Raw genomic sequence first — 17,086 nt, forward strand, 5'->3', positions numbered from 1 at the left:
TATCTTGGAGGAATAAATTTGACAGAATTAAGAAGTGATCAAAATAACAAAAAAGAAGCTAATAAAATTGTTAGAGGAGTAATTATTGCGGTAATTGCTTTAGTTATTGTCGTTGGAATATTTGGCGCTCATTATATCAATACGTCATTACAACCTTTTAACAAAAAAGATAACTCAGAAATAATTGTTAAAGTACCAATGGGTTCTTCAAGTAATGAGATAGCTGATCAATTGCAAAAGAAAAAAATAATTAAAAGCGCTATGGTATTTAACTATTATTTGAAAGCACATAATTACTCAGATCTAAGAGCTGGATACTATTCTTTTAAACCATCGATGACTTTAAATCAAATTGTTTTAAAATTGCAAAAGGGCGGAAGTAGTGTTCCACTACAAGGGAAAAGAGTGGTTGTTAGAGAAGGCGTAACAATTGATCAAATTGGTGATTCAATTGCGGCTAATACCAAGTTTTCTAAAAAAGACTTTTTAAATTTGATGACAGATAAATCTTATATTCAAGAGTTAGCAAATAAATATCCAGATTTATTAAAATCATCACTTGATTCAAAAGAAGTAAGATATAACTTGGAAGGATATTTGTTCCCAGCAACTTACAATATCACCAAGAAAATGACTTTAAAAGATCTTGTAAATTCAATGGTAGCAAAAGAAAACCAAGAAATGACACCTTATTTTAATACAATAAAATCAAAAAATTTAACTGTTCAACAAGCATTAACTCTCTCATCTTTAATAGAGCGCGAAGGTGTTACCAAAAAAGACAGACGTAAAATTTCAGGGGTTTTCTTTAACCGTATAGATGCCCAGATGCCACTTCAATCTGATATATCTGTTATGTATGCTTTAAATAAACACAAGAGAAGTTTAACTAATAAAGATACTAGTGTTGATTCACCATATAATCTGTATAAAAATGTTGGGTTTGGACCTGGACCATTTAATAATCCAAGTATTGAATCAATGGACGCTGTATTAAATCCCCAGGATAGAGATAAAGGTTATTTATATTTTGTTGCTGATTTAAAGACAGGAAAAGTATATTATTCAAAGACTTACTCACAACACTTAGAGACAAATTCTTCACTAGGACAATAAAGAACGCCACAGGCGTTTTTTTATTAGGTTGACAAAATGTATCATTCAAAATATTATATTGCATTGAATAGAAAATTAGAGGTGAACGAAAATGGCAGATAAAAAATTTCAAATGACAGCTGATGGAAAAGTTCAATTAGAACAAGAATTAGAAGATTTAAAAATGGTTAAAAGACCAGAAGTAATTAATAGAATAAAAATTGCTAGAAGTTATGGCGATTTATCAGAAAATTCAGAATATTCATCAGCAAAAGACGAACAGAGTGTAATTGAATCAAGAATTTCTCAAATACAAGAAATGCTTCAATATGCCGATGTAGTTGATGCATCAAATATAGATACAGATGAGGTATCTGTTGGAAAAAAAGTAACAATTGTTGAAGATGGTGAAGAGCCAGAAGCTTATATAATTGTTGGTTCAGCAGAATCTGATCCAATGTCAGGTAAGATTAGCAACGACTCACCGATTGCTAAGGCCCTATTAGGTAAAAAAGTTGGAGATGAAGTTGAGATTCAAACTCCAGGTGGATCATTTATGGTGAAAATTCAGTCTGTAGAAATTGCTTAAGAAAGTACTCAATTGAGTACTTTTTTGTTTCTTTTTTGCTAAAATCATTTATTATTAACAGTGGGTGATAAAAATGAAAATAAATATTTCAGACGAAGCACTTAATTGGTTTATAGATGAAATGGGATTAAAAGCGGGTGATGGTGTTCACTTTTATGGAAAAGTTTATGGAAAAACCAACGTACATGATGGATTTTCACTAGCCATGCAAGTGAAAAAGCCTGCTGATCCAGAATATGAATTAAAGTTAAAAGATATAAGTTTTTTTATTGAACATGGCGATATTTGGTTCTTTTCGGGTTATAATCTTAATATTGATTATGATTCAGCGATTGATGGACCTAAATATACATTTGTCGATGAATAAACGAGGAGTTTTATTTTGAATATTTTTAAAAGAAAGACAAATAAAAAAAGAGGTACAAAATCGATTTTACCTTTTCGATTGAATCTCTTATTTTTCATTGTATTTTTATTATTTGCTGCACTTATTGCTCAACTTGCATATTTACAAATTGTGTATGGCGGAAAATTTCAAGCAGAAGTTTCTAGAACAGATAAGTCTATAATTACTAGCTCAGTTCCAAGAGGAATTATATATGATTCAAAGGGAAGAGCTATTGTTAGTAACAAGGCTGAAAATGCTATTACTTTTACTAAAAGCTCAGATATTGATAATATTCAAATGTACAATACAGCAAATAAATTGAGTAGAATTATTACTGTAGATACGGATAAATTAACTTCACGACAAGAAGCAGACTACTATTTAGCAAATACAAGAAATTATCAAAAAGAACTAGGGAAATTGCCTAGAAATAAAAAATATAATGGTAAGGAACAATTAGAAAATTCAGTTATTTATAAAAATTTAGTTGATTTTGTTAAAAAAGAAGATATTCATTTAACAAAGCAACAACAAAATGCGGCTGCTATTTTTAACAAGATGAGTAGTTCTTATCAATTATCAACAACATTTATAAAAAGCTCAGATGTTACAAGTAATGAAATGGCTCAAGTAGGTGAACATCTGACAGAACTTCCGGGAATTGGACTTGGAACAGATTGGAATAGAAATTATCCAGAAGGAGAGTCAATTAGGGAGCTTGTTGGTAATGTATCAAGTGAAAAACAAGGCCTTCCAGAAGATCAGATTTCTGAATTACTTGCTAAAGGGTACTCAAGAAATGATCGAGTTGGTACAAGTTATTTAGAGAAAAGCTATGAGTCAGTTCTTTCAGGTTCAAAAACAAAAACACAATTAAATGTGAATTCAAAAAATAAAGTTACTGATTCTAAAGTGGTTTATAAAGGAACAAGTGGAGATAATCTCACTTTAACAATTGATTCAGAATTTCAAAATTCTGTTGAAAATATTTTAAAACAAACATTTGCATCGGCAAAGGCAAATGGAGTAGCTCAGTACGCAGATGGAGCATATGCTGTTGCTATGAATCCCAAAACTGGTGCAATTTTGGCTATGGCTGGAATTAATAGTAATCCTAAAACAGGAGAGCAACAAGATGATGCTTTAGGTGTAATTAATAGAACATTTGTAATGGGATCCGTTGTTAAAGGTGCTACCGTTTTGGGTGGACTTATGGATGGAGCTATTACTCCATCAAGTAATACAATGCCTGATGATCCTATTTATTTACCTGGAACTCCTGTTAAAAAATCATCGTATCCAATTGGAACATTTGGTGCTCTTAATGCAACTTCTGCACTTGAATATTCTTCAAATACATATATGATGCATCTTGCTTTAAAAGAAGCAAATGCAAAGTATATACCGAATAAATATATAAAAATGGATCCCAATATTTTTTCAAAATTAAGAGGTTACTTTAATCAATTTGGCTTAGGAGTAAAAACCGGTATAGATTTACCAGGTGAGGCTGCTGGTATTGAAGGACCAACATTAAATGAAGAAGGTCAAGTGAAGGTTGGTAGTGCGCTTGATTTATCATTTGGTAACTACGACTCATATACGATTATGCAATTAGGACAGTATGTTTCAACAATTGCTAATAACGGTTACAGGATGAAACCATACGTGGTTCAATCTATTTCATCTCAAAAAGGAGATAAAACAACTGTTAATTACAATGCATCACCACAAGTAATGAATAAAATTGATGCTACTTCAGAGCAAATAGGAGTTGTTAAACAAGGATTTTATCAAGTTATTCATGGTGCTCATGGATGGACAACGGGTAAACCATTACAAGATGTGAAACCTGAAATTGCTGGTAAAACAGGTACTGCTCAATCGTTTTACTACGATCCTCAAAACCCAGATAATCCTAATCCACCAGAAACTATAACTGATAGTTTTATTGGCTATGCTCCATATAATGATCCTCAGATTGCAATTGCTTTAGTATTTCCTAACCTAACTAGTGAAAAAGGTGGATACAACACAACTGCTGCTAAAGAAATCATTCAAGAGTATTTCAAAGAGAATAGTGATTCAAACGATAAATTGGATAAATAATCTAGTCAATTTAACAAAAACATGGTATATTGGAATAGTTGATTTTAGAAAGTCATGAAAGGAAGAAACATAATGCGCGTAAATATTACTATGGAATGTACTGAATGTCATGAACGTTCATACTTAACAAACAAAAATAAACGTAACAATCCAGAAAGAATCGAACTAAAGAAGTACTGCCCTCGCGATCGTAAAACAACTTTACACCGTGAAACAAAATAAAAACAACAGGTTAATTCCTGTTGTTTTTTTTATAAATGGATGGTAAATATGGAGAAAAAAGAATTTAGAAAAAGACAAATACAAATTCTAAATGAGTTTTTTAAAACTGACGAATATAAAAAAGAAAGTGAAATTTTATATAATAAACTTTTTACAAATGAAAAATTTTTAACAGCAAAATCAATTGGAGTCACTATAAGTATGGGATTTGAATTAGACACTAATCCAATTATTTTGAAAAGTTTAGAATTAAATAAAGAAGTTTATATCCCTAAAACAGTCACAGAAACAAAAGACATGGATTTTTATCAATTTAATAGTTATGAAGAATTAAGAAAAACAAAATTTGGAGTTCTAGAACCCGTTGGAGATACTAAAAAAGCAATACCTGATTTATTAATTGTTCCTGGCTTAGCATTTATAAAAAAGACTAATTATCGTTTAGGTTTTGGTGCCGGTTTTTACGATAGATACTTGAGAAAAAATAATCCTGAAACACTGAGCTTAGTTAACTCAAAACAGCTATATAACTTTGATAATTGGGGTGTTGAAGAATTTGATATTCCGGTGAAAAAAATAATTACGTATAAAGAGGATTAATATGAGTTATATAAATAAAAAAATGCCTATTATTACATATACATTATTAGCAATTCAGGTTTTTGTTTTTATATTGGAAACAGTTAATGGAGGAAGTAATAATCCGATTACTTTAATTCAATATGGAGCTAAGACAAATATAGCAATTAGTCAGAATAATCAGTTTTGGCTATTTGTAACACCTATGTTTGTACATATTGGATTTACACATATTTTGATAAATTCATTAACATTATATTTTGCTGGAATACAACTAGAAGAGTCATTAGGCCATTTGAAATTTTTTATTATATACTTTGTGTCGGGAATAATGGGAAATTTAACAAGCTTTGCTTTTGGTAGTGAAAATATGATTTCTGCTGGAGCAAGTACTGCTTTGTTCGGATTGTTTGCAACATATGGAACTTTGGCATATTTAAATAGATCTAATACTTATATGCAATTACTCGGTAGACAATTTACAGTATTAATAGTTCTTAATATTGTAATGGATTTATTCATGAGCGGTATAGATATTTGGGGACATATTGGAGGAGTAATTGGAGGAGCACTGATAACAGTAATTTTATCTAAAAAATTATCTGAAAATAACAATTTTATGTTAAGAATTGGCGCAAGTTTGTTATTATTAATATTAGTGATATTTCTTTATTCATACGGAATGGGAAGTAAGATGATATAAGATGAGAACGCTTTATGATGTACAACAACTTTTGAAAAGATATGGGACTTTTGTTCATGTTGGAAAAAGGCTTTGGGATATTGAATTAATGTCAATCGAACTAAAAAAAATGTATGAACAAGGTCTTATTGTTAAGGAAGATTATATTGAAGCTCAATTAATCTTAAAAAAGGAACATCGCTTTGAAAAAAGACAGGAGAATAACTATGACAACAAATAAAAAACTTATTGGTGTTGATTTAGGTGGAACAACAATTAAATTTTCTATATTGACTGCTGATGGAGAAGTACAGCAAAAATGGAGTCAAGAGACAAATGTTTTGTCAGAGGGTAATTTTATTATTCCTGATATTATTGAATCAATTAATCACCATCTAGATTTATACAAAATGAGTGCTGATGAATTTATTGGAATAGGTATGGGAACACCTGGTGGTGTTAATAGAAAAGAAGGTTCAGTAAGTGGAGCTTTCAATTTAAATTGGAATGAAAATCATAAGGTTTTTCCGGTTAGGGATATTACTGAAGGAACTGGTATAAAAACATATCTAGAAAATGATGCCAATGTTGCTGCCCTTGGTGAAAAATGGAAGGGTGCTGGAAATAATTCTGATAATGTAGTTTTTGTCACATTAGGAACTGGTGTAGGTGGCGGAGTTATTCTGAATGGCAAGCTGGTTACTGGTATTGCTGGTGGAGCTGGAGAAATAGGCCATATAACTGTTGATCCAAAAGGATACGATTGTAACTGCGGTAAAAAAGGCTGTCTTGAAACTGTTGCTTCTGCTACAGGTATTGTTAGAGTTGCCAGAGATTTGGCTGAAGAGTATTCAGGAGATTCTAAACTAAAATCAATGTTAGATGATGGTGAAGATATATCTGCAAAAGATGTTTATGATTTGGCAAAAGTAGATGATGTTTTAGCTTTAAAAGTTGTAGATAAAGTTTCTATGTATTTGGGACTAGCATTAGGGAATGTAGCTAATACCTTAAATCCAGAATTTATCGTTGTGGGTGGTGGAGTTTCTGCTGCAGGTGATTTTTTACTTGAACATATAAATGAATATTTCCTTAAATATACATTTCCATTAGTAAAAGAAACTACAAAATTAAAATTAGCGACTTTAGGAAATGGTGCAGGAGTAATTGGAGCTGCATCGTTAGTAATTGAAGGTGAATAGTTATGATGAATTTTATTTATATTTTAGATGTAATAATTGTGGCTGTTCTTTTGTATTGGGGAGCTACTTGGTTATTTTATAAAATTAAAGCCAAAAAATTAGGTGGAGCTCTAGATCCAAAAGAATTTGAAAATACTATGCGCAAGGCACAACTAATTGATACACGTGAAAAACAAGAGTATGATGTGAAGCATATTCTTGGTGCAAGAAATCTTCCGTATACACAAATGAAAATGTATGCGAATGAATTAAGAAAAGATTTACCGGTGTACGTGTACGATAGAACTGTAAACAATGGAATTCGTGCAGTTTCTAAACTAAAAAAATATGGTTTTTCTGATGTTTATTGGTTAGATCAAAATTTTAGTGACTGGAAAGGTAAAACTAAAAAAACAACAAAATTGTAATAAAAAAAGACTTGGAATGAATTCCAAGCCTTTTTTAAAAATCAAGTGTTATCCTTGATGTGAATGAAGTGATTTTCTATTTGCGCGTAGACGGTTTTCTTCAAATTTATCTAGTTTTTTTTCTTCGGGTTCAATTACTGTTTTTCTAAAAGTTGTAAGTGCACCAGCCAAAATACCAATTGTAGCTGCTGTACCAACAAATAGTCCCTTAGCAAATGAATGTTTACTCACGATGGTACCTCCTAATAAGTTTAATAAGAGTTTACCATTTTATAAAAATATTTGAAATGGAAAAGAAATGAAAAAAAATAAAGTAATAATAATTTTAGGTCCCACAGCAATTGGAAAAAGTGATTTAGGCATTAAACTTGCACAAAAGTATTCTGGAGAAATAATTTCAGGTGATTCGATGCAAGTTTACAAAGGACTTGATATAGGTACGGCTAAAGTTTCTAAAAAAGAGCAAGAAATTATTCAACACTATTTAATAGATATTTGTGATGTTACACAACGATATACTGTGAAAAAATTCCAAGAGCAATCGCAAGAATTTATTGAACAGATATCTTCAAAAAATAAAATACCAATTATTGTTGGTGGAACAGGATTTTATTTAAATGCATTAGTTGAAGAAATGAATCTAGGTGGCGATAAGGAAAATTCAATTGAGCTTAGAAATAAGTTATTATTACATGATAAAAAATGGTTACAAGAAAAATTAAGTAATATTGATCCGTTGGCATATAAAACAATTGATATAAACAATACTAGAAGAGTCATTCGCGCGATAGAAGTTTTTGAAACGACAGGACAAAGCATTGTTAATCAAAAGAATAATAAAAAAAATAATAATGAATATTTGTTAATTGGATTAAGCGATAATCGGGATCATATTTATGATCGAATAAATAAACGTGTGGATTTGATGTTTGATAATGGACTAGTAAAAGAAGCAAGAAAATTATATGATATCCGCGACCAAGTACCTCAAGCTAAGACAGGAATAGGTTATAAAGAATTATTCGGCTACTTTGATGGAATATATTCTATAGAGGAAGCAAAAAGGTTAGTTCAAAGAAATACAAGAAGATTTGCTAAAAGACAGCTAACATATTTTAAAAATCAGATGGATGTTAATTGGTTTTTGATTTCAGAAAAGGAATATATTGAAAAAATAGAAAATACCATAGATAATTTTTTGAAAAGTTAGAAAAAAATATAATTTTTTTCAAAAATCCATTGACATTATAATGGATAAAATAATACAATGATTGAGTACTATTTTAGTGCGATGTCGTGGTGGCTCAGTTGGATAGAGCAACGGTCTTCTAAACCGTAGGTCGTGAGTTCGAATCTCACCCACGACATTTAGTAAAAGTTCACTAAGGTTCAGTCTTTTTCAAGAAGTTCTTTAGATTGTTGATATATCGACAATTTAAGGAGCTTTTTATTTTTTGTAAACAGTTCTAAACGTTCACAAAAGTTCACTAAAATATTTTTTTGTTGCCAAATTTATAAAAGCTACTCAAAATCAGGTAAAAATAGACCGAAAATAGTGTTTTTGGCAACTTTTGAACCTAAAAAAGCAACAGAATCGTTGTGAAAGTAAGGATACAGCAAAATAAATTTGGCAAAAATATTTCTAATATAATTTTAAACCTTTCAAATAAACTTTCTGTTTATTTGAAGTGAACTATTATATTTGTTAGCATAATATATAAATAAAGTTAGGACTTTGATAGTTTTCAAAATCCTTTTTATTTTGAAGGAGGTTTTTATGACTAAAAAAGTAAGGGTACAAAATCTTACAAAGATATTTGGTCGTCGCGTTGGGCGAGCAAAAGAGTTACTTAAAAAAGGAAAAACAAAATCAGAAATTTTAAAAGAAACTGGAGCAACGGTTGGTGTTAATCGTGCTAATTTTGAAATAGAAGATGGCGAAATTTTTGTAATAATGGGCTTGTCTGGTTCTGGGAAATCCACGTTAGTTCGAATGATTAATAGATTGATAGAACCCACCGATGGCAATATTTTTATTGATGGTCAAGATTTAATGAAGATTAATAAAAAAGAATTATTAAATATTCGTAGAAAAAAAATGAGTATGGTTTTTCAAAATTTTGGATTGTTTCCAAATCGAACAGTGCTGGAAAATACTGAATATGGATTAGAGATACAAGGTATACAAAAAAATATTCGTGAGAAAAAAGCTAAAGAGGCCTTAAATGAGGTTGGTCTTGATGGGTATTATGATCAATACCCAACTCAACTTTCTGGTGGAATGCAACAACGTGTGGGATTAGCCCGTGCTCTTGCAAATGATTCACAAATTTTATTAATGGATGAGGCATTTTCAGCCCTTGATCCACTAAATAGATCTGATATGCAAGATCAGTTACTTGATCTTCAAGAAAGACTCCATAAAACAATTATTTTTATTAGCCATGATTTAAATGAAGCTTTGAAAATTGGCGATCATATCATGATTATGAAAGATGGAGAAATTATTCAATTAGGAACTCCTGAAGATATTTTGACAAAACCAGCTGATGATTATGTTGAAAAATTCATAGAGAATGTTGATAGAAGTAAAGTATTAACTGCTGAAAACGTTATGATAAGACCAACCACAATAAATATTCAAAAAGATGGACCACGTATTGCACTTAAACGCATGAGAGAAGATGAAGTTTCAATGGTATACGTAATTGATAACAAGCGTAAGTTAGTTGGGACATTAGATGTTATGGATGTGGCTAGTTTAGTCAAAAAAGGTAGTCGTGATTTAGAAAGCATTTTGAATAAAGATAATATTCCAAAGACTGGGCCTGAAAATCCTTTATCAGAATTGATGGAAGATATATCACAAACTCCAATTCCTTTTGCTGTTGTTGATGATTCAAATAGATTGATGGGAATTATTATCAGAGGTGCTGTTTTAGGTGCCTTGACTGGAAATGAGGTAAGTGATTTTGAATAATATTTTAATGATACAAAAAATTCCACTTGCACAATGGATAGATGCATTAGTTGATAGATTAACTAAATTTGAATCTTTTTTTAATATCGTATCGAATTTTATAGGTGGAATTATTAATAGTTTTCAATGGATATTTGATTTAATTCCTGCATGGTTATTCATATTTATAATTATTGGACTAACTTTTTTTGCAAATAAGAATAAACAAAAATACGGATTGTTGATATTTGAATTATTAGGCTTACTTTTGATTATTAATCTCGAATTTTGGAGAGATATGACCCAAACTTTGACTTTGGTATTAACTTCAACTTTAATTTCATTAATTATTGGAATACCATTGGGAATTTTAATGGGAAAAAGTGATACTGCAGAAGTTATATTAAAGCCAGTTCTTGATTTTATGCAAACAATGCCAGCTTTTGTTTATCTTATTCCCGCAGTCGCTTTTTTTGGAATTGGAATGGTTCCAGGAGTTGTTGCATCTGTAATTTTTGCAATGCCACCAACAGTAAGAATGACAAATCTTGGTATAAGACAGGTTCCAAAAGAATTAATAGAAGCAGCTGAGTCTTACGGTTCTACTGGAAGGCAAAAACTTTTTAAAGTTCAATTGCCATTGGCAAAATCAACTATGATGGCAGGAATTAACCAAAGTATGATGTTATCTTTATCAATGGTGGTTATTGCATCTATGATTGGTGCTATGGGATTAGGAACTAAAGTTTATTTTGCAGTAGGTAGAAACGATGCTGGTAATGGATTTGCTGCCGGATTAGCGATAGTTATATTGGCAATAATTTTGGATAGATTAACCCAAGCATTAACTCATGAAAAACAAAAATAGGAGAAAAATATGAAAAAAATAACATCAATTATTTCACTATTTTTTATTTCTTTATTACTAGTATCGTGTTCTTCTAAAATGCCAAAGTATGATGCAAAAAAATCAGTTGGTGAGCAAATAAATTATACAATTACAGGTATTGATGCTGGTGCTGGAATAATGTCGTCTACACAAAAAGCCATTGATAAATATGATTTACAAAAAGAAAATTGGCAACTGCAAACTAGTTCGACTGCAGCAATGACTAGTACGTTACAAAAAGCGTTGAAAGATAGACGGCCAATTGTAATAACTGGTTGGCAACCTCATTGGATGTTTACCAAATACCCAATTAAGTTTCTAAAAGACCCAAAGCATGTATATGGTAAAGAAGAAAGTATACATACAATAGCTCGAGTAGGTTTAAAAAAAGATGAACCTAGTGCTTACGAGGTACTTGATAGATTTCATTGGACTAAAGAACAAATGTCAGATGTTATGTTAAAAGTTAACGAAGGACAAGATCCAAAACAAGCTGCTAAAAGTTGGATTAAAAAGAATAAAAAACAAGTTAATAGCTGGACTAAAGACGTAAAAAAAGTTAAAGATCATAAATTAAAATTAACTTATGTTGCTTGGGATTCAGAAATAGCATCAACTAATGTTGTGGCTGAAACATTAAGATCAGTAGGATACGATGTAACTATTCAAGCAATGGAAATTCAGCCAATGTGGTCATCAATTGCTACTAATGCAGCAGATGCTCAAGTTTGTGCATGGTTACCGAATACGTCAGGAGTTTTTTACAAAGATTTTAAGGGGAAGTTTGTTGATTTAGGCGTAAACTTAAAAGGTGCAAAAGTTGGTTTAGCTGTTCCTAAATATATGAAAAATATAAATAGTATTAATGATCTTAAAGAGCATTAAAAAAAGCATAAGGTATTGACTAAAGTTGATTTTTCTGGTAAATTTTACTAGTTGTAATCTACAACCGCACATGATTGGGTTTTAAGCTTTGTCACCCATAATGGCGAGTCTTAGAAGGAGGTACATGTATATGTACGCAATTATTAAAACTGGCGGAAAACAATATAAGGTTCAAGAAAATGAAGCTATATTTGTTGAAAAGCTTGATGTTGAAGAAGGTAAGAAAGTTACTTTTGATGACGTTATCATGGTAGTTGATGGTGATAAATTATCAGTTGGTACTCCATTTGTAAAAGGTGCTTCAGTTTCTGGTAAGGTTGAAAAACAAGGTAAAGAACGTAAAGTTGTTACTTACAAATACAAACCTAAGAAACATTCACATACAAAAATGGGACACCGTCAACCTTATACAAAAGTTATGATTGATAGCATCAAAAACGCTTAATAATGATAAAAGCAAGCTTTAAAAGAGATAGCGAAGATAGAATTACTGATTTTTTACTAACAGGTCATGCGGACTATGGTGAAAGCGGGGAACTAGATATTGTTTGTTCTGCCGTTTCAGCTATTTCTATCGGAACTATAAATAATATAGAAGCACTTGCAAATTCAAGAGCTAATATTAAGTTAGATGAAAAAAATGGTGGATATCTAAAATTTCACATAGACTATGATAAAACTAGTGAAGAAAACCACGATATTTCATTGCTTTTGGAAAATTTTTATTTAATATATAAAGATATAGTTAAGCAATATTCTGTATTTGCAGGATATTCTGATTAGCGGAGGAAATTATTATGATTAAAATGGACTTACAATTCTTCTCTCACCATAAAGGTGGAGGATCAACTTCAAATGGACGTGATTCAGCTGGTCGTAGACTAGGTGCTAAAATTGCTGACGGTCAACGTGCAAACGCTGGCTCAATTATTTTTAGACAACGTGGAACAAAAATTCATCCCGGTACTAATGTTGGTATTGGTGGAGATGATACATTGTTTGCTCTTAAAGAAGGCGTTGTTAAATTTGAACGTCTTGGAAAAGATAAGAAACAAGTTTCTGTATATTAATAAAAAAGCTCTCATTGAGAGCTTTTTTATTTGCAAAAATATGATATATAGCTTGATTTAATCATATAAAGATTGATATCATTAATAGGATATAATTAGCGAGGAGAAATTATTTATGGCTATTTCTGTAAATGACTTTAAAAATGGTTTAACAATTGATATTGATGGGGAATTATGGCGTGTTGTTGAGTTTCAACATGTAAAACCGGGTAAGGGTAGTGCATTTGTAAGATCAAAGTTAAAAAATCTTAGAACTGGTGCACTACAAGAACAAACTTTTAGATCAACTGCGAAAGTTGAAAAAGCACAAATTGATAATAAAAAAATGCAATATCTATATGCTAATGGTGACAATTATGTTTTCATGGATGCTGAAACTTATGAACAATTAGAGTTAGCAGGATCACAAATCGAAAATGAGCTTAAATATTTGAAAGAAAACATGATGGTAAGTATTATTATGCATGGTGGAGAAACATTAGGAGTGGAACTACCAAATACTGTAGATCTTGAAGTTGCAGAAACTGAGGCTACAATCAAAGGTAATACACAATCTGGTGGTTCAAAACCTGCTACTATGGAAACAGGACTTGTTGTTCAAGTTCCATTCTTTGTAAATAGTGGTGATGTATTAACAATAAACACTCAAGATGGCTCTTATATTTCAAGAGCCTAAAAGCACACCTTTAAGGAGGCTGAGATGACTGATACAAAATATATATCAATTCAACAAAAAGATAGTACAGTGAATGGTAATGTTGAAATTGCACCTAAAGTATTGGAGACAATTTTAGGAATTGCTGCTCGTGAAGTTGAAGGTGTTTATAGTATGCGTGATTCGTTATCTAGCACATTAAATACATTATTTGGATTAGATAATCACGGTAAAGGCGTTACTTTAGAACAAACAGAAGATGGATTAATCGCTGATATTTACGCTTATTTTAATTACGGAGTATCTGTTCCTAAAGTATCACTTGAGTTGCAAAAAGCATTAAAAGAACAGTTAATGTTTATGACTGATTTAAAGTTAACAAATATTAATGTTCATGTTGTCGGATTAGTTGCTAAAAAAGCTAATGGAAATATAGAAGGAATAAAAATTTCTGAATAAAGGAAGATCATAGTGGAATTTACTCGTCATGAAATAAGAGAATTGGTGTTACAGGTTTTGTATTCAATAGATTCACAAAAAGATATAGAAGAAAAAGAATCAATTGAAAATATTTTAAGATATAAATATGATATAGATGACGAGTCTGAAGTCACAATTCCTGAATACTTAGAGTTTTTAGTTAATGGTGTTAATCAGAGTAAATCTGGCTTGGATGAAAAAATTTCAACTAAACTTGGGAAAAAGTGGTCTATCGATCGTTTACCCAAAATTAGCTTAATTATACTTAGAATAGGTTTATTTGAAATTTTATATAGCAAAGATGTTCCTCAAAAAGTTGCTATAAATGAGGCAATTGAATTAGCACATCAATTTAGTGACCCTGATGATGCTAGTTTTATTAATGCCGTTCTTTCAAACTTTATAGATGATTAATTTTACGCTGGTTAATTTAATAACCGGCGTTTTATTTTATGGAGGATTTTATCATGGATAATATATTAGACGGAAAAAAGACTGCAGCAGAAATTGATGAAGAACTAATTAAGAGAATAGCCTTGTTAAAAGAAAAAAATGTTGTACCTGGTTTATCAGTAATAATGGTAGGTAATGATAGTGCTAGTGAAATTTATGTTAGAAATAAAAAAAAGAGAGCACAAAAGTTAGGCATTAACTTTAACGAAGTGATTCTTCCTGAAACAGTTTCTGAAGAAGATTTATTAAAAGAAATTGATAAATTAAATAATAGTGATGAAATTGATGGGTTTATTGTACAACTTCCTCTTCCAAGTCATATTTCAGAAGAAAAAATTGTAAATGCTGTGAAGCCTGAAAAAGATGTAGACGGTTTTGCTCCATATAATTTTGGAAAATTATATATGAATGATCCAAAACAAGTACCAGCGACTGCTAGGGGAATTATGCTTCTACTAAATCAATATAATATCAATGTTGATGGGAAAAATGTTGTAATTGTAGGTAGAAGTAATATTGTGGGAAGACCAGTTGCAGCGTTAATGTTAAATGCTAATGCTACAGTTACAATTGCACATTCTCACACTAAAAATTTGAAAGAAATAACAAAAAAAGCAGATATACTGATAGTAGCAATTGGACAAAGTGAGTTTATTACAAGTGATTATATAAAAGAAGGCGCAGTTGTTGTTGATGTCGGAATGGATAGGGTTGATGGCAAATTGACTGGTGACATTAAATTTGACGAAGTTAGTAAACACGCTTCATTAATTACACCAGTTCCTGGAGGCGTTGGTCCCATGACAATTACAGGTTTGATGTATCAGACAATAAGTATTGCGGAAAAAAGAGCAAATGCAAAGAGATAAATATTTAAGCGTAACAGCACTAAGTCAATACATAAAAAGAAAATTTGATGTTGATCCATACTTGGGTAAGGTTTTTTTAATTGGAGAAATTTCTAACTTCCGAATGCGTTCCAATGCTCATCAATATTTTTCAATTAAAGACGATCAAGCAAAAATATCTGCCATTATGTTCAAAACTTCTTTTTCCAAACTCAAATTTATTCCTGAAGAAGGAATGAAGGTTCTAGTGACGGGAAGAATTTCTGTTTATGAACCGAGTGGTACTTATCAAATTTATGTTGAGTCTATGGAGCCTGATGGAGTTGGTGCCTTATATCAAGCGTATGAACAGCTAAAAAATCAATTAAAAGAGCAGGGAGTTTTTGATTTACCTAAGAAAGCACTTCCTAAGTTTCCTAAAAGAATTGCTGTTATTACTAGTGAGTCAGGCGCAGTCATTAGAGATATTATTACAACAACTATGAGAAGATTTCCCATTGCACAGATTGTTTTATATCCGGCACTTGTTCAAGGTGATAGAGCAGCAGATGACATTGCAAGGCAAATTAAACGTGTTAATAAAGATAGTGACTTTGATGTATTAATTATTGGTCGTGGTGGTGGATCTATTGAAGATTTGTGGCCGTTTAATGAGGAAATCGTTGCAAGGGGAATAATTGACAGCAAAATTCCTGTTATATCTTCTGTTGGACATGAAACAGATACAACAATAGCTGATTTAGTTGCAGATATGAGAGCTGCTACACCAACAGCAGCAGCAGAATTAGCCACACCTGATTTAGCACAGTTGATGATACAAATTAATGATTACAAGAATAGAGTTTTTACAAACTTAAAAAATCAAATTAATTTATTAGAAAATGAAATTCAAAAGCTAAAATCTAGACCTGTTATGCAACATCCAGAAAGATTATATGATATATATTTGCAGCGATTAGATCAGTTGTACTCACAGTTGACTACTAATATGGAACAAAGTTTACGTAATTATAATAGTAAGCTAGAATTAAAGAGACAAAAGCTGCTACATAATAATCCTGAAGTGATTGTAAAAGAAAATTATGCAAAATTGAATTTATTAAATGAAAAGTTAATTTCTAATATTAATGTAATATATGTAAATAAAAATAATCATTTTAAAAATACTATTAATAAATTAGATAGCTTTAGTCCGTTAAAAACTTTATTACGTGGATATTCAATTGTAACTAATAATGATGATGAAATTTTAAATAAAATTTCTGATTTTAATGTACAAGATAAAATAAAAATACGTATTTCAGATGGTGAAATTAATGCAACAGTTGATGAGGTAAATAAGAATGGCAAATAAAACATTTGAAGATAATCTAAACGAGTTAGAAAATATTGTAATTGAGCTTGAAAAAGGTGATGTTCCTTTGGAAGAAGCAATGAAAAAATTTCAAAAAGGAATCGATTTAAGCAATACTTTAGAAAAAACTCTTAAGAGCGCTGAAAAAACTCTTACAAAAGTGATGACTGATGATAATGAAGAAAAAAATCTTGATGAAACATCTTTAAACTTGGAGTAG

The 17,086-nt window shown here is 30.8% G+C and carries 24 protein-coding genes, 1 tRNA gene and 1 other annotated feature; of the genes, 24 read left to right on the top strand and 1 reads right to left on the bottom strand.

All coding sequences use genetic code 11. From position 1 onward, the window contains the following. Positions 1-18 precede the first annotated feature (18 nt). From mltG to ACUV9F_RS02720, 10 genes are all read left to right on the top strand, one after another. A complete protein-coding gene (mltG, locus tag ACUV9F_RS02675; RefSeq protein WP_446184147.1) occupies positions 19-1,116 on the top strand; it encodes an endolytic transglycosylase MltG in 1,098 nt (365 codons plus the stop codon). A gap of 91 nt (positions 1,117-1,207) precedes the next feature. Continuing rightward, a complete protein-coding gene (greA, locus tag ACUV9F_RS02680; RefSeq protein ID WP_446184148.1) occupies positions 1,208-1,684 on the top strand; it encodes a transcription elongation factor GreA in 477 nt (158 codons plus the stop codon). A 73-nt stretch (positions 1,685-1,757) separates the two neighbouring features. Then, on the top strand, positions 1,758-2,051 hold the full coding sequence (locus ACUV9F_RS02685; protein ID WP_446184149.1) for a HesB/YadR/YfhF family protein: 294 nt from the start codon (positions 1,758-1,760) through the stop codon (positions 2,049-2,051). A 15-nt stretch (positions 2,052-2,066) separates the two neighbouring features. Next, positions 2,067-4,181, top strand: a complete 2,115-nt coding sequence (locus ACUV9F_RS02690) for a peptidoglycan D,D-transpeptidase FtsI family protein (protein ID WP_446184150.1) — start codon at positions 2,067-2,069, stop codon at positions 4,179-4,181. Positions 4,182-4,253: 72 nt separating this feature from the next. Next, positions 4,254-4,403, top strand: a complete 150-nt coding sequence (gene rpmG / locus ACUV9F_RS02695) for a 50S ribosomal protein L33 (RefSeq protein WP_446184151.1) — start codon at positions 4,254-4,256, stop codon at positions 4,401-4,403. A gap of 48 nt (positions 4,404-4,451) precedes the next feature. Then, complete coding sequence (locus ACUV9F_RS02700; protein ID WP_446184152.1) at positions 4,452-5,003, top strand: 5-formyltetrahydrofolate cyclo-ligase; 552 nt, start codon at positions 4,452-4,454, stop codon at positions 5,001-5,003. Between the two features lies 1 nt (position 5,004). Next, positions 5,005-5,685, top strand: a complete 681-nt coding sequence (locus tag ACUV9F_RS02705; protein WP_446184153.1) for a rhomboid family intramembrane serine protease — start codon at positions 5,005-5,007, stop codon at positions 5,683-5,685. A 1-nt stretch (position 5,686) separates the two neighbouring features. After that, positions 5,687-5,905 carry a YqgQ family protein gene (locus ACUV9F_RS02710; protein WP_446184154.1) on the top strand — a complete coding sequence of 73 codons (219 nt, stop codon included), beginning with the start codon at positions 5,687-5,689 and terminating at the stop codon, positions 5,903-5,905. Beyond that, positions 5,892-6,866, top strand: a complete 975-nt coding sequence (locus ACUV9F_RS02715; protein WP_446184155.1) for an ROK family glucokinase — start codon at positions 5,892-5,894, stop codon at positions 6,864-6,866. Before ACUV9F_RS02710 ends, ACUV9F_RS02715 begins: the two co-directional genes overlap by 14 nt. A gap of 2 nt (positions 6,867-6,868) precedes the next feature. Further along, complete coding sequence (locus ACUV9F_RS02720; RefSeq protein WP_446184156.1) at positions 6,869-7,273, top strand: rhodanese-like domain-containing protein; 405 nt, start codon at positions 6,869-6,871, stop codon at positions 7,271-7,273. Positions 7,274-7,321: 48 nt separating this feature from the next. Here the strand turns inward: ACUV9F_RS02720 and ACUV9F_RS02725 are convergent, their stop codons facing one another. Beyond that, the gene (locus ACUV9F_RS02725; RefSeq protein ID WP_446184157.1) at positions 7,322-7,504 is read right to left on the bottom strand and encodes a DUF3042 family protein; all 183 of its coding nucleotides are present in this window, start codon (positions 7,502-7,504) and stop codon (positions 7,322-7,324) included. 67 nt (positions 7,505-7,571) lie between these two features. Here ACUV9F_RS02725 and miaA point away from each other — a divergent pair, with 67 nt between their 5' ends. The 14 genes from miaA to ACUV9F_RS02795 all read left to right on the top strand — a co-directional run bounded on the left by miaA (position 7,572) and on the right by ACUV9F_RS02795 (position 17,086). Further along, a complete protein-coding gene (gene miaA, locus ACUV9F_RS02730; protein WP_446184158.1) occupies positions 7,572-8,483 on the top strand; it encodes a tRNA (adenosine(37)-N6)-dimethylallyltransferase MiaA in 912 nt (303 codons plus the stop codon). A gap of 83 nt (positions 8,484-8,566) precedes the next feature. Then, a tRNA-Arg gene (locus tag ACUV9F_RS02735) sits at positions 8,567-8,640 on the top strand. Between the two features lie 410 nt (positions 8,641-9,050). Continuing rightward, on the top strand, positions 9,051-10,253 hold the full coding sequence (locus ACUV9F_RS02740; RefSeq protein WP_446184159.1) for a quaternary amine ABC transporter ATP-binding protein: 1,203 nt from the start codon (positions 9,051-9,053) through the stop codon (positions 10,251-10,253). After that, a complete protein-coding gene (locus ACUV9F_RS02745; RefSeq protein WP_446184160.1) occupies positions 10,246-11,100 on the top strand; it encodes an ABC transporter permease in 855 nt (284 codons plus the stop codon). Before ACUV9F_RS02740 ends, ACUV9F_RS02745 begins: the two co-directional genes overlap by 8 nt. A gap of 9 nt (positions 11,101-11,109) precedes the next feature. Beyond that, positions 11,110-12,006: a glycine betaine ABC transporter substrate-binding protein gene (locus tag ACUV9F_RS02750; protein WP_446184161.1), complete on the top strand. Its 897-nt coding sequence runs from the start codon at positions 11,110-11,112 to the stop codon at positions 12,004-12,006. A 52-nt stretch (positions 12,007-12,058) separates the two neighbouring features. Beyond that, positions 12,059-12,127 (top strand) — a sequence feature (ribosomal protein L21 leader region). Positions 12,128-12,136: 9 nt separating this feature from the next. After that, positions 12,137-12,451, top strand: coding sequence for a 50S ribosomal protein L21 (gene rplU / locus ACUV9F_RS02755; protein ID WP_446184162.1), 315 nt, complete (start codon positions 12,137-12,139; stop codon positions 12,449-12,451). A 2-nt stretch (positions 12,452-12,453) separates the two neighbouring features. Continuing rightward, complete coding sequence (locus tag ACUV9F_RS02760; protein ID WP_446184163.1) at positions 12,454-12,789, top strand: ribosomal-processing cysteine protease Prp; 336 nt, start codon at positions 12,454-12,456, stop codon at positions 12,787-12,789. Between the two features lie 14 nt (positions 12,790-12,803). After that, positions 12,804-13,076, top strand: coding sequence for a 50S ribosomal protein L27 (gene rpmA / locus ACUV9F_RS02765; protein WP_446184164.1), 273 nt, complete (start codon positions 12,804-12,806; stop codon positions 13,074-13,076). Between the two features lie 115 nt (positions 13,077-13,191). Further along, positions 13,192-13,752, top strand: coding sequence for an elongation factor P (gene efp, locus ACUV9F_RS02770; RefSeq protein WP_446184165.1), 561 nt, complete (start codon positions 13,192-13,194; stop codon positions 13,750-13,752). A 24-nt stretch (positions 13,753-13,776) separates the two neighbouring features. Next, on the top strand, positions 13,777-14,190 hold the full coding sequence (locus ACUV9F_RS02775; RefSeq protein WP_446184166.1) for an Asp23/Gls24 family envelope stress response protein: 414 nt from the start codon (positions 13,777-13,779) through the stop codon (positions 14,188-14,190). A gap of 12 nt (positions 14,191-14,202) precedes the next feature. After that, positions 14,203-14,625, top strand: coding sequence for a transcription antitermination factor NusB (nusB, locus tag ACUV9F_RS02780; RefSeq protein ID WP_446184167.1), 423 nt, complete (start codon positions 14,203-14,205; stop codon positions 14,623-14,625). A gap of 53 nt (positions 14,626-14,678) precedes the next feature. Further along, a complete protein-coding gene (locus ACUV9F_RS02785) occupies positions 14,679-15,533 on the top strand; it encodes a bifunctional 5,10-methylenetetrahydrofolate dehydrogenase/5,10-methenyltetrahydrofolate cyclohydrolase (protein ID WP_446184168.1) in 855 nt (284 codons plus the stop codon). Next, positions 15,520-16,866, top strand: coding sequence for an exodeoxyribonuclease VII large subunit (gene xseA, locus ACUV9F_RS02790; protein ID WP_446184169.1), 1,347 nt, complete (start codon positions 15,520-15,522; stop codon positions 16,864-16,866). The genes ACUV9F_RS02785 and xseA overlap by 14 nt, the downstream gene beginning before the upstream one ends. After that, entirely contained in the window at positions 16,856-17,086 is a 231-nt protein-coding gene (locus ACUV9F_RS02795) for an exodeoxyribonuclease VII small subunit (RefSeq protein WP_446184170.1), read from the top strand. The genes xseA and ACUV9F_RS02795 overlap by 11 nt, the downstream gene beginning before the upstream one ends.

Source organism: Daquilactobacillus linshuiensis, assembly GCF_052828685.1.

Coding starts and splice junctions, on each gene's coding strand:
- greA (WP_446184148.1), top strand. CDS start 1,208: ATGGCAGATAAAAAATTTCAAATGACAGCTGATGGAAAAGTTCAATTA.
- ACUV9F_RS02685 (WP_446184149.1), top strand. CDS start 1,758: ATGAAAATAAATATTTCAGACGAAGCACTTAATTGGTTTATAGATGAA.
- rpmG (WP_446184151.1), top strand. CDS start 4,254: ATGCGCGTAAATATTACTATGGAATGTACTGAATGTCATGAACGTTCA.
- ACUV9F_RS02700 (WP_446184152.1), top strand. CDS start 4,452: ATGGAGAAAAAAGAATTTAGAAAAAGACAAATACAAATTCTAAATGAG.
- ACUV9F_RS02705 (WP_446184153.1), top strand. CDS start 5,005: ATGAGTTATATAAATAAAAAAATGCCTATTATTACATATACATTATTA.
- ACUV9F_RS02710 (WP_446184154.1), top strand. CDS start 5,687: ATGAGAACGCTTTATGATGTACAACAACTTTTGAAAAGATATGGGACT.
- ACUV9F_RS02715 (WP_446184155.1), top strand. CDS start 5,892: ATGACAACAAATAAAAAACTTATTGGTGTTGATTTAGGTGGAACAACA.
- ACUV9F_RS02720 (WP_446184156.1), top strand. CDS start 6,869: ATGATGAATTTTATTTATATTTTAGATGTAATAATTGTGGCTGTTCTT.
- miaA (WP_446184158.1), top strand. CDS start 7,572: ATGAAAAAAAATAAAGTAATAATAATTTTAGGTCCCACAGCAATTGGA.
- ACUV9F_RS02740 (WP_446184159.1), top strand. CDS start 9,051: ATGACTAAAAAAGTAAGGGTACAAAATCTTACAAAGATATTTGGTCGT.
- ACUV9F_RS02750 (WP_446184161.1), top strand. CDS start 11,110: ATGAAAAAAATAACATCAATTATTTCACTATTTTTTATTTCTTTATTA.
- rplU (WP_446184162.1), top strand. CDS start 12,137: ATGTACGCAATTATTAAAACTGGCGGAAAACAATATAAGGTTCAAGAA.
- ACUV9F_RS02760 (WP_446184163.1), top strand. CDS start 12,454: ATGATAAAAGCAAGCTTTAAAAGAGATAGCGAAGATAGAATTACTGAT.
- rpmA (WP_446184164.1), top strand. CDS start 12,804: ATGATTAAAATGGACTTACAATTCTTCTCTCACCATAAAGGTGGAGGA.
- efp (WP_446184165.1), top strand. CDS start 13,192: ATGGCTATTTCTGTAAATGACTTTAAAAATGGTTTAACAATTGATATT.
- ACUV9F_RS02775 (WP_446184166.1), top strand. CDS start 13,777: ATGACTGATACAAAATATATATCAATTCAACAAAAAGATAGTACAGTG.
- ACUV9F_RS02785 (WP_446184168.1), top strand. CDS start 14,679: ATGGATAATATATTAGACGGAAAAAAGACTGCAGCAGAAATTGATGAA.
- xseA (WP_446184169.1), top strand. CDS start 15,520: ATGCAAAGAGATAAATATTTAAGCGTAACAGCACTAAGTCAATACATA.
- ACUV9F_RS02795 (WP_446184170.1), top strand. CDS start 16,856: ATGGCAAATAAAACATTTGAAGATAATCTAAACGAGTTAGAAAATATT.